We start from the raw sequence: 10,049 nt of genomic DNA, 5'->3' as shown, positions 1-10,049 counted from the left end.
GTATATCGCGGGGGGGGGGGGGGCCCCCGCCGCCCCCCTGGGCCGGGCGGGGGGGCGGGGGCCGCTTACCACTGCTCCCCGCCCCCGGGGGCGGGGGGGGGGGGGGGGCGGGCCCCCCCCCCCCCCCACCACCGGGCTACGGGTTACTGCTGGTTGATGCGCTCGTTGATGACCTTGTCGGCGGCCTCGGCGGCGGCCTTGGTGTCCTCGCCCTTCAGGACCTTGGTCATGTAGTCCTTGATCGGGTTCGGGGCGGTCTCGACGTTGGCCCAGCCCGGGGTCACCGGGGTGATCTTGCCGGAACCGGCAGCGGCGGCCATGGACTCGGCGAAGGAGCCGGCGGCCGGCTTGAACTGCGCGGCGTCGTTGTTCGGAAGCAGCGCGCCCTCGGTGGCGGCGGCGTACTTCGTCATGTACTCCTGGCCGGCGGCGAGGGCCAGCCACTCCTTCGCGAGGTCCTTGTTCTGGGAGCGCTCGGCGATGGCGAGGTTCGAGCCGCCGAAGAAGACGGAGCCCGGCTTGTCAGCGGTCTTGCCCGGGATCGGGAAGTAGCCGAAGTCGGCGGTCTTGCCGGCCGTCTTCATGGCCTCGATCGCGCCGCCGGCCTCCCAGCCGAGACCGATCCAGGACGACACGCCGCCCTTGGGGACGATGTCGGTGGACTGCTGCGGGGTGGCCTCGTCCTTGTCCTTGGGAGCGTTGGAGTAGGACGCCAGCTCCTTGAAGAAGTTCATGGCGTTGACGGCCTCGGGGGAGGACAGGTTGCCCTTCCACTTGTCGCCGTCCTTGACCGCGAGGTCGCTGCCCTCGTCCCAGATGAGACCGGCGAGGACGTACCAGCTCTGACCGGGCAGGTAGATGGCCTGCGACTTCGGGTCGGAAGCCTTGAGCTTCTTCAGGCCGTCGATCCACTCGGCGCGGGTCTTCGGCGGGGTGACACCGGCCTTCGCGAAGGCGGCCTTGTCGTAGACGACGACGCGGCTGGCGGCGTACCACGGGGCGGAGTAGAGCTTGCCGTCCAGCTCGCTGGAGGAGAGCATGCCCTTGTTCCAGCCGTCGTAGCCCAGCGTGGCCTTGTCGGCGGTCAGGTCGGCGAGGCCGCCCGTGACGGCGTAACCCGCGGTCTGCGTGTTGCCGAGTTCCAGGACGTCCGGCGGGGTGTCCTCGGAGAGGGCGGTGGTGATCTTCTCCTGGATGCCGTTCCAGATCTGCTTCTCGACCTTGACCTTGACGCCCGGGTGCTTGGCCTCGAAGGCCTTGTTCACCTCGTCCATCCACGCGTCCGGCGCGGAACCGTCCATGACCCAGACGGTCAGGGTCTTGTCGCCGCCGGCCGTTGCCTTGTCGCCGTCCTTGCCGCTGTCGGTGTCCGAACCACATGCAGCAATGGAGACCATCATGCCCGCGACGCCGATCGCCGCGATGAGCTTGCGCTTCACGCCACCCTCCTCAGGGATGCCTGCAACCCCTGCCCACCGCGCGAAGACATACGTCAGGTAGTGCTCGTGGGGCTGGGACCTGGTCTTTAATGGTTTAGACCAGTACTCGGAGCTTGGCCTAGACCTTTAGGGGTGTCAAGGGTGTATAAGAAGGGCAGTCGCGTCCGTTATCGGACCGACACCTGAGGGAGGGCGACGACCCGTGACCGGTCCGTGCCACCATGTGAGCCGCGACAGACGGAGGAGCCGGTGACGGCAGCAGCACAGGAGTCGGGAAGGCAGGCCATGGCCACGGACGCGGGCAGTACGGAGACAGACAGCGGGACACCGACCCGTACCGCACGCGTGCCCAAGTACTACCGACTGAAGCGCCATTTGCTCGACATGACGGAGACCCTGCCGCCCGGCACGCCGGTCCCGCCGGAGCGGACGCTCGCCGCAGAGTTCGACACCTCGCGCACGACCGTGCGCCAGGCCCTCCAGGAGCTGGTCGTCGAGGGCCGCCTGGAACGCATCCAGGGCAAGGGCACGTTCGTGGCCAAGCCCAAGGTTTCGCAGGCCCTGCAACTCACCTCGTACACGGAGGACATGCGGGCCCAGGGCCTGGAACCCACCTCGCAGCTCCTCGACATCGGCTACGTCACGGCCGACGACACCCTCGCCGGGCTGCTTGACATCTCGACCGGCGGGCGGGTCCTCCGCATCGAGCGCCTGCGGCTCGCGAGCGGCGAGCCGATGGCGATCGAGACCACCCACCTGTCGGCCAAGCGCTTCCCCGCGCTGCGCCGCTCGCTGGTGAAGTACACCTCGCTGTACACGGCGCTCGCCGAGGTCTACGACGTGCACCTCGCCGAAGCCGAGGAGACCATCGAGACCTCCCTCGCCACCCCGCGCGAGGCCGGCCTGCTCGGCACGGACGTGGGCCTGCCGATGCTGATGCTCTCGCGCCACTCGCTGGACGCCCAGGGCGAACCGGTGGAGTGGGTGCGGTCGGTCTACCGCGGCGACCGGTACAAGTTCGTGGCGCGCCTCCAGCGCCCCCACGACTGAGACCCCCGTACGGGAGGCCCGCACGCCCCCGTACGACACGGACGGCCGCACCCCGGCGGGGGGTGCGGCCGTTCGGCGTCTCCGGGGACGGCGGCGCGCCCGCCGGGGGACCCCACGGAGGGGTGACGGGCGGCCGGCACCTTTCGCCCGGCCGAAACGTGACGTCTCCCCCGCTCCTCCGGCGGCGCCCGGCTCCCCGAGACGACGGGCGCGAGCGAGCCGCTCGCCCCACGCACCCCGGAACGCAGGGTAAAGATCCGGTCGATTCGACAGAAGGGCTTTTGCAACGCCCCGCCGACCGTCGCACGCCTGCGCCGGTACTGCGAACTCGGCTACGAACCCCCCTTCACGGGAAGGGAAGTTGCTCACGCTCCTCGCCATCGGCTGCACGGACGACACCGCGGCCCGACGGCTCGGGACCGCACTGCGGACCGTCCGTCGGATGAGCTCGGAGCGGATGGACCGGCTCGGCTCGCAGCCGTTTCGAGGCGGGCGTGCGGGCGGTGGAGGAAGGGGAGTCCAGGGCCGGACGGGCGTACTCCCCGAAGAATAACCGTCGTTATGTGGCCAGGGGTTCCCAGCGGCGGAGCCCGTCCCCTAGATTTCCCCCGCATTATCCGGGTGATCAGCGAGGGGACGGCATCGCCATGCCAGAAGCGCCAGACGTGACACAAGGGAAACAACCGACCATCACTCCCCTGCGGGTGGTGATCGCGCTCTGTCTGTTCGCCCCGTTCGTGGCCATGCTCTGGGTGAGCTCCTACGCGAAGACCGAACCGGTCTTCATCGGCATCCCGTTCTTCTACTGGTACCAGATGTTCTGGGTGTTGATCGGCACGGCCCTCACCATGGTCGCGTACAAGCTGTGGCAGCGGGACCAGCGCGCCCGCAAGGGGGGTGACGCGCGATGAACGACGGCGTGAACGGCGTGGCGCTCGGCGTCTTCGTCTTCTTCTTCCTGGCCGTCACGGTCATGGGATTCCTCGCCTCCAAGTGGCGCAAGGCCGAGAACGAACACAGCCTCGACGAGTGGGGTCTGGGCGGAAGGTCGTTCGGCACCTGGGTGACCTGGTTCCTGCTCGGCGGAGACCTCTACACGGCGTACACCTTCGTCGCCGTCCCCGCGGCCATCTACGCGGCGGGCGCGGCCGGCTTCTTCGCCGTCCCGTACACGATCCTGGTGTACCCGCTGATCTTCACCTTCCTGCCGCGCCTCTGGTCGGTCTCGCACAAGCACGGCTACGTCACCACCTCCGACTTCGTCCGCGGACGCTTCGACTCCAGGGGCCTGTCCCTCGCCGTCGCGGTCACCGGCATCCTCGCCACCATGCCGTACATCGCGCTCCAGCTCGTCGGCATCCAGGCCGTCCTGGACGTGATGGGCGTCGGCGGCGGCGAGGACACCAACTGGTTCGTCAAGGACCTGCCGCTGCTCATCGCCTTCGGCGTCCTCGCGGCCTACACGTACTCCTCGGGCCTGCGCGCCCCCGCACTGATCGCCTTCGTCAAGGACACCCTGATCTACCTCGTCATCGCGGTGGCGATCATCTACATCCCGATCAAGCTGGGGGGCTTCGACGAGATCTTCGCCGCGGCGGGCGACAAGTTCGCCTCGACCGGCAAGGGCGCGCTCGTCCCCGGCGGAGCGGGCCAGTGGACGTACGCGACGCTCGCCTTCGGTTCGGCGCTCGCGCTCTTCATGTACCCGCACTCCATCACGGCGACCCTGTCGTCCCGGAGCCGTGAGGTCATCCGCCGCAACACCACCATCCTGCCGCTGTACTCGCTGATGCTGGGCCTGCTGGCACTGCTCGGCTTCATGGCGATCGCCGCCGGGGTCACGGTCAAGAACGGCCAGCTCGCCATCCCGCAGCTCTTCGAGAACATGTTCCCGGCCTGGTTCGCGGGCGTCGCGTTCGCCGCGATCGGCATCGGCGCGCTCGTGCCGGCCGCCATCATGTCCATCGCCGCGGCCAACCTCTTCACCCGGAACATCTACAAGGACTTCATCCGGAGGGACGCCACCCCCGCCCAGGAGACCAAGGTCTCCAAGATCGTCTCACTGCTGGTGAAGGTCGGCGCCCTGGTCTTCGTCCTCACCATGGACAAGACGGTCGCCATCAACTTCCAGCTGCTCGGCGGCATCTGGATCCTCCAGACCTTCCCGGCGCTCGTCGGCGGCCTGTTCACCCGCTGGTTCCACCGCTGGGCGCTGCTCGCCGGTTGGGCCGTCGGCATGATCTACGGCACGGCCGCCGCGTACGGAGTGGCCAGCCCCACGCAGAAGCACTTCGGCGGCTCGGCCGCCGAGATCCCGGGCATCGGGGAGATCGGCTACATCGGCCTCACCGCCTTCGTGCTCAACGTCGTCGTCACCCTCGTCATGACCTTCGTGTTCAAGGCCCTCAAGGCCCCCGAGGGCGTCGACCAGACCTCCCCGGAGGACTACACGGCGGACGCGGGCGACACGGGCGTCCGCACCGAACTCCCCACGGTCGGCGCCGAAACGCGCTGACCGCGGAAAACGCACCGGAAGGGGCCCGGGACCTCCACCAGGAGGGCCCGGGCCCCCGCACGTTCCGACGGGGCAGACTGGCCGCATGGACTTTGCGATCAGGGCCGTGCGGCCCGAGGAGTACGAGGAGCTCGGCGACCTCACCGGGCTGACCTACCTGAACGACGGCCTCCTGCTGTACGGCGAGGACGACTTCTACCTGAACGTGCTGCGGGACACGGCCCGACGGGCCCGCGAGAGCGACGTGCTCGTCGCCGTCGACGCGGAGGACGGCATCATCGGCGGGGTGACCTTCGCCCGCGGCGGCACCACCTGGGCGGACATCGCCGTCCCCGGCGAGGCCGAGTTCCGGATGCTCGTCGTCGCACCGGAGGCCCGCGGCCGGGGCGTCGGGGAGGCCCTGGTGCGGGCCTGTGTGGATCGGGCCCGGGCCCTGCCCGGATGCGCCCGCCTGGTGCTCTCGACGAGCCCCCTGATGGTCCCGGCGCACCGGATCTACGAGCGGCTCGGCTTCGTCCGGACCCCGGAAAGGGACTGGGAACCGGTCCCCGACCATGCGCTCAGGACCTACGCCTTGGAACTGTGACCACCAGCGGCGACACAACATGTGGGGGGTGCTCGAAGGGGCGCCCCCCACATGTATGCTCATCCTCGCTGTCGACGCAGGGAAATCCGGCGCGAATCCGGAACTGTCCCGCAACGGTGTGCTTCGCACGGTTTCGTCCGGAGCGAGTCCGATGACCTGCCGACAGTGCGCCCGGTCCATCCGTTCCGGGTGCCACAGACGTCCGGGCCTCGCGGAGTGGGCCGGTGGACGCGGCGCACCCGCACGCACGGGCGCCCGCCTGCCCGCCTCCCCGCCCTGGCCCCGAGCCGAGCGAGGGAGAGCCCCCACGTGACCATCGCGCCCGCCGATCCGGCCGCAGCGATCGAGAGCGACGGACCCGGGACCGTACTCCTGCGGACCCTGACCGATCTCACTGCCGACCTCCCGGACACCGACCCCGGCAAGGTCGCCGCCGCCGCCCTCCGCGGTCGCAGCGCCACGTCGGACGAGGCGGAGCTGCGCGAGTTGGCCACCGAGGCCGCCGCCGGACTCATCGCCGAGGACCCCGCCTACTCCCGGCTCGCCGCCCGGCTCCTCACCGTCACCATCGCCGACGAGGCGGCCGGCCAGGGCGCCGTCTCCTTCTCCGCCTCCGTCGCCGTCGGCCACCGCGAAGGGCTGATCGCCGACCGCACCGCCGACTTCGTGGCGCTGCACGCGGCCCGCCTCGACGCGACGATCGACCGTGCGGCCGACGACCGCTTCGGCTACTTCGGCCTGCGCACCCTCTACTCGCGGTACCTGCTGCGCCACCCGATCACCCGCAAGGTGATCGAGACCCCGCAGCACTTCATGCTGCGCGTCGCCTGCGGCCTGGCCGAAGACGGGACGGCCCTGGCGGAGCGGGGAGAGGACCCGGTCCGCGCGCTCGACGAAGTCACCGCGCTGTACGGCCTGATGAGCCGCCTGGACTACCTGCCGTCCTCCCCCACGCTCTTCAACTCCGGCACCCGGCACCCGCAGATGTCCTCCTGCTACCTGCTGGATTCCCCGCAGGACGAGCTGGACTCCCTCTACGACCGCTACCACCAGGTCGCCCGCCTCTCGAAGCACGCCGGCGGCATCGGCCTCTCGTACTCCCGCATCCGTGCCCGCGGTTCGCTGATCCGCGGCACCAACGGCCACTCCAACGGCATCGTGCCGTTCCTGAAGACGCTCGACGCCTCCGTGGCCGCGGTGAACCAGGGCGGCCGTCGCAAGGGCGCCGCCGCCGTCTACCTGGAGACCTGGCACGCGGACGTCGAGGAGTTCCTGGAGCTCCGCGACAACACCGGCGAGGACCAGCGCCGCACCCACAACCTCAACCTGGCGCACTGGATCCCGGACGAGTTCATGCGCCGGGTCAACGCCGACGCCGAGTGGTCGCTGTTCTCCCCGGCGGACGTGCCCGAGCTGGTCGACCTGTACGGCGAGGAGTTCGACGCCGCCTACCGCAAGGCCGAGGCCGCGGGCCTGGCCCGCAAGACCATGCCGGCCCGCGACCTGTACGGCCGGATGATGCGGACCCTCGCGCAGACCGGCAACGGCTGGATGACCTTCAAGGACGCGTCCAACCGGACCGCGAACCAGACCGCGGAGCCCGGCACGGTCGTCCACTCCTCGAACCTCTGCACGGAGATCATCGAGGTCACCAACGACGGCGAGACCGCGGTCTGCAACCTCGGCTCGATCAACCTGGGCGCCTTCGTCGTCCCGGGGGCCAACGGCGGGGACCTCGACTGGGAGCGCCTCGACGCGACCGTCCGCACCGCCGTCACCTTCCTCGACCGGGTCGTCGACATCAACTTCTACCCGACCGAGCAGGCCGGCCGCTCCAACGCCCGCTGGCGTCCCGTCGGCCTGGGCGCGATGGGCCTCCAGGACGTCTTCTTCCAGCTGAAGCTGCCGTTCGACTCGGCCGGGGCGCGCGCCCTCTCCACCCGGATCGCCGAGCGGATCATGCTGGCCGCGTACGAGGCCTCCGCCGACCTCGCCGAGCGCAGCGGCCCGCTCCCCGCCTGGGAGCAGACCCGCACCGCCCGTGGCGTGCTGCACCCGGACCACTACGACGTGGAGCTCAACTGGCCCGAGCGCTGGGCCGCCCTGCGCGAGCGGATCGCCGCCGTCGGGATGCGCAACAGCCTGCTGCTCGCCATCGCGCCGACCGCGACGATCGCCTCGATCGCCGGCGTGTACGAGTGCATCGAGCCCCAGGTCTCCAACCTGTTCAAGCGGGAGACGCTGTCCGGGGAGTTCCTCCAGGTCAACTCCTACCTCGTCGAGGAGCTGAAGAAGCTCGGCGTGTGGGACGCGCAGACCCGCGAGGCGCTCCGCGAGTCCAACGGCTCGGTCGCCGGCTTCACCTGGGTCCCCGCCGAGGTGCGCGAGCTGTACCGCACCGCCTGGGAGATCCCGCAGCGCGGCCTGATCGACATGGCCGCCGACCGGACCCCGTTCCTGGACCAGTCGCAGTCGCTGAACCTGTTCATGGAGACCCCGACCATCGGCAAGCTGTCGTCGATGTACGCGTACGCCTGGAAGCAGGGCCTGAAGACCACGTACTACCTGCGCTCCCGCCCGGCGACCAGGATCGCCCGCGCCGCCCAGGCCGCCGCCCCGATCCCCGTCCAGCAGGCGGCGCCCGACGCGGACGCCATCGCCTGCTCCCTGGAAAACCCCGAGTCCTGCGAGGCCTGCCAGTAATGTCCCGTAACGCCAACCTGCTCGACCCGGGCTTCGAGCTGACCCTCCGTCCGATGCGCTACCCGGACTTCTACGAGCGCTACCGGGACGCCATCAAGAACACCTGGACCGTGGAGGAGGTCGACCTCCACTCGGACGTCGCCGACCTCGCCAAGCTCACCCCCGGTGAGCAGCACATGATCGGCCGCCTGGTCGCCTTCTTCGCGACGGGCGACTCGATCGTGGCGAACAACCTGGTCCTGACGCTGTACAAGCACATCAACTCCCCGGAGGCGCGCCTGTACCTGTCGCGCCAGCTGTTCGAGGAGGCCGTGCACGTCCAGTTCTACCTGACGCTGCTCGACACCTACCTGCCCGATCCGGAGGACCGCACGGCGGCCTTCGCGGCGGTCGAGAACATCCCCTCCATCCGCGAGAAGGCCCAGTTCTGCTTCCGGTGGATGGACTCGGTCGAGAAGATCGAGCAGCTGGAGACCGCGGCCGACCGCCGCCGCTTCCTGCTCAACCTGATCTGCTTCGCCGCCTGCATCGAGGGCCTGTTCTTCTACGGCGCCTTCGCGTACGTCTACTGGTTCCGGTCCCGGGGCCTGCTGCACGGCCTGGCGACCGGCACCAACTGGGTGTTCCGCGACGAGACGATGCACATGAACTTCGCCTTCGAGGTCGTGGACACCGTCCGCAAGGAGGAGCCGGAGCTCTTCGACGACGCGCTCCAGCAGCAGGTCACCGACATGCTGAAGGAGGCCGTCGAGGCGGAGCTGCAGTTCGGCCGCGACCTGTGCGGCGAGGGCCTGCCCGGCATGAACACCGAGTCGATGCGCGAGTACCTCCAGTGCGTCGCCGACCAGCGCCTCCAGCGCCTGGGCTTCGCCCCGGTGTACGGCTCCGAGAACCCGTTCTCGTTCATGGAGCTCCAGGGCGTCCAGGAGCTGACCAACTTCTTCGAGCGCCGCCCGTCCGCCTACCAGGTGGCGGTCGAGGGTTCGGTCGACCTCGACGAGGACTTCTAGGGTCGCGGCCCCCGCGCCGGGGGCCGGTACGGCCCGTGACAGGGAGAGGGCCCCCGCTCGTGTACGAGCGGGGGCCCTCTCCCTGCGCGCGGACTCCCTGCACGCGGCAGGTCAGACGTTCTCGACGACCGGGTAGCGCGGGGTGCCCTCTGCCATCTGCCGGAGGGCGTCCTTGCGGTCGCGCTTGGAGAGCTTGTCGATGTACAGGAAGCCGTACAGGTGGTCCGTCTCGTGCTGGAGGCAGCGGGCGAAGTAGCCGGTGCCGCGCACCTTGATCGGATTGCCCTGGGCGTCCTGGCCGTGGACCTCCGCGTAGTCGGGGCGGGCCAGCGAGGCGTAGGCGGTCGGGACCGAGAGGCAGCCCTCGTTGGAGTCGTCCAGGTGGCGGCGCTCGGCCGGAAGGTCCTGGAGGACCGGGTTGACCACGACGCCGGTGTGGCGGACGCCCTCGTCGTCGGGGCAGTCGTAGACGAAGACCTTGAGGTCGACACCGATCTGGTTCGCGGCCAGGCCCACGCCCTCGGCGGCCTTCTGACTGGCGAACATGTCGTCGATCAGCTGCGCGAGCTCGTCGTCGAACGCGGTGACGTCCTTGCACTCGCGGTGGAGGACCGGGTTGCCGACGACCGTGATCGGGCGGGCCGTGCCCCGCTCGCGGTAGGCGAGCTCACGCGCCTCGCAGTCCTCCGTGTCCACGACGAAGCCGTCGTTGATCTGCTCGTCCGTCTCCTGCTGCGCCATGTCCG

Annotated in this window: 8 protein-coding genes and 1 riboswitch; of the genes, 6 read left to right on the top strand and 2 right to left on the bottom strand. The window is 69.8% G+C overall.

The genetic code is table 11. The annotated features are described in order from the left end of the window. Positions 1–143: 143 nt before the first annotated feature. Complete coding sequence (locus tag ACFW22_RS30025) at positions 144–1,439, bottom strand: extracellular solute-binding protein (RefSeq protein ID WP_386410526.1); 1,296 nt, start codon at positions 1,437–1,439, stop codon at positions 144–146. 285 nt (positions 1,440–1,724) lie between these two features. Here ACFW22_RS30025 and ACFW22_RS30020 point away from each other — a divergent pair, with 285 nt between their 5' ends. From ACFW22_RS30020 to ACFW22_RS29995, 6 genes are all read left to right on the top strand, one after another. Continuing rightward, positions 1,725–2,489, top strand: a complete 765-nt coding sequence (locus ACFW22_RS30020; RefSeq protein WP_386410550.1) for a GntR family transcriptional regulator — start codon at positions 1,725–1,727, stop codon at positions 2,487–2,489. 647 nt (positions 2,490–3,136) lie between these two features. Next, complete coding sequence (locus ACFW22_RS30015) at positions 3,137–3,400, top strand: DUF3311 domain-containing protein (RefSeq protein WP_386410523.1); 264 nt, start codon at positions 3,137–3,139, stop codon at positions 3,398–3,400. Beyond that, positions 3,397–5,004, top strand: coding sequence for a monocarboxylate uptake permease MctP (gene mctP / locus ACFW22_RS30010; protein ID WP_386410520.1), 1,608 nt, complete (start codon positions 3,397–3,399; stop codon positions 5,002–5,004). The genes ACFW22_RS30015 and mctP overlap by 4 nt, the downstream gene beginning before the upstream one ends. 85 nt (positions 5,005–5,089) lie before the next feature. Continuing rightward, the gene (locus tag ACFW22_RS30005) at positions 5,090–5,590 is read left to right on the top strand and encodes a GNAT family N-acetyltransferase (protein WP_386410516.1); all 501 of its coding nucleotides are present in this window, start codon (positions 5,090–5,092) and stop codon (positions 5,588–5,590) included. Positions 5,591–5,668: 78 nt separating this feature from the next. Continuing rightward, positions 5,669–5,748, top strand: a riboswitch (cobalamin riboswitch). Between the two features lie 151 nt (positions 5,749–5,899). Continuing rightward, positions 5,900–8,293, top strand: coding sequence for a ribonucleoside-diphosphate reductase subunit alpha (locus ACFW22_RS30000; protein WP_386410513.1), 2,394 nt, complete (start codon positions 5,900–5,902; stop codon positions 8,291–8,293). Beyond that, on the top strand, positions 8,293–9,303 hold the full coding sequence (locus ACFW22_RS29995) for a ribonucleotide-diphosphate reductase subunit beta (protein ID WP_386410510.1): 1,011 nt from the start codon (positions 8,293–8,295) through the stop codon (positions 9,301–9,303). Before ACFW22_RS30000 ends, ACFW22_RS29995 begins: the two co-directional genes overlap by 1 nt. Positions 9,304–9,414: 111 nt before the next feature. On the opposite strand, the gene def is transcribed toward ACFW22_RS29995, so the two are convergent. Next, a complete protein-coding gene (gene def, locus ACFW22_RS29990) occupies positions 9,415–10,044 on the bottom strand; it encodes a peptide deformylase (protein WP_386410508.1) in 630 nt (209 codons plus the stop codon). Positions 10,045–10,049: the final 5 nt, after the last annotated feature.

Source organism: Streptomyces sp. NPDC058872, assembly GCF_042743065.1.
Classification (GTDB): Bacteria; Actinomycetota; Actinomycetes; order Streptomycetales; family Streptomycetaceae; genus Streptomyces.
The sequence above is the reverse complement of the archived record's forward strand: the minus strand, read 5'-3'. Positions and strand labels throughout refer to the sequence as shown.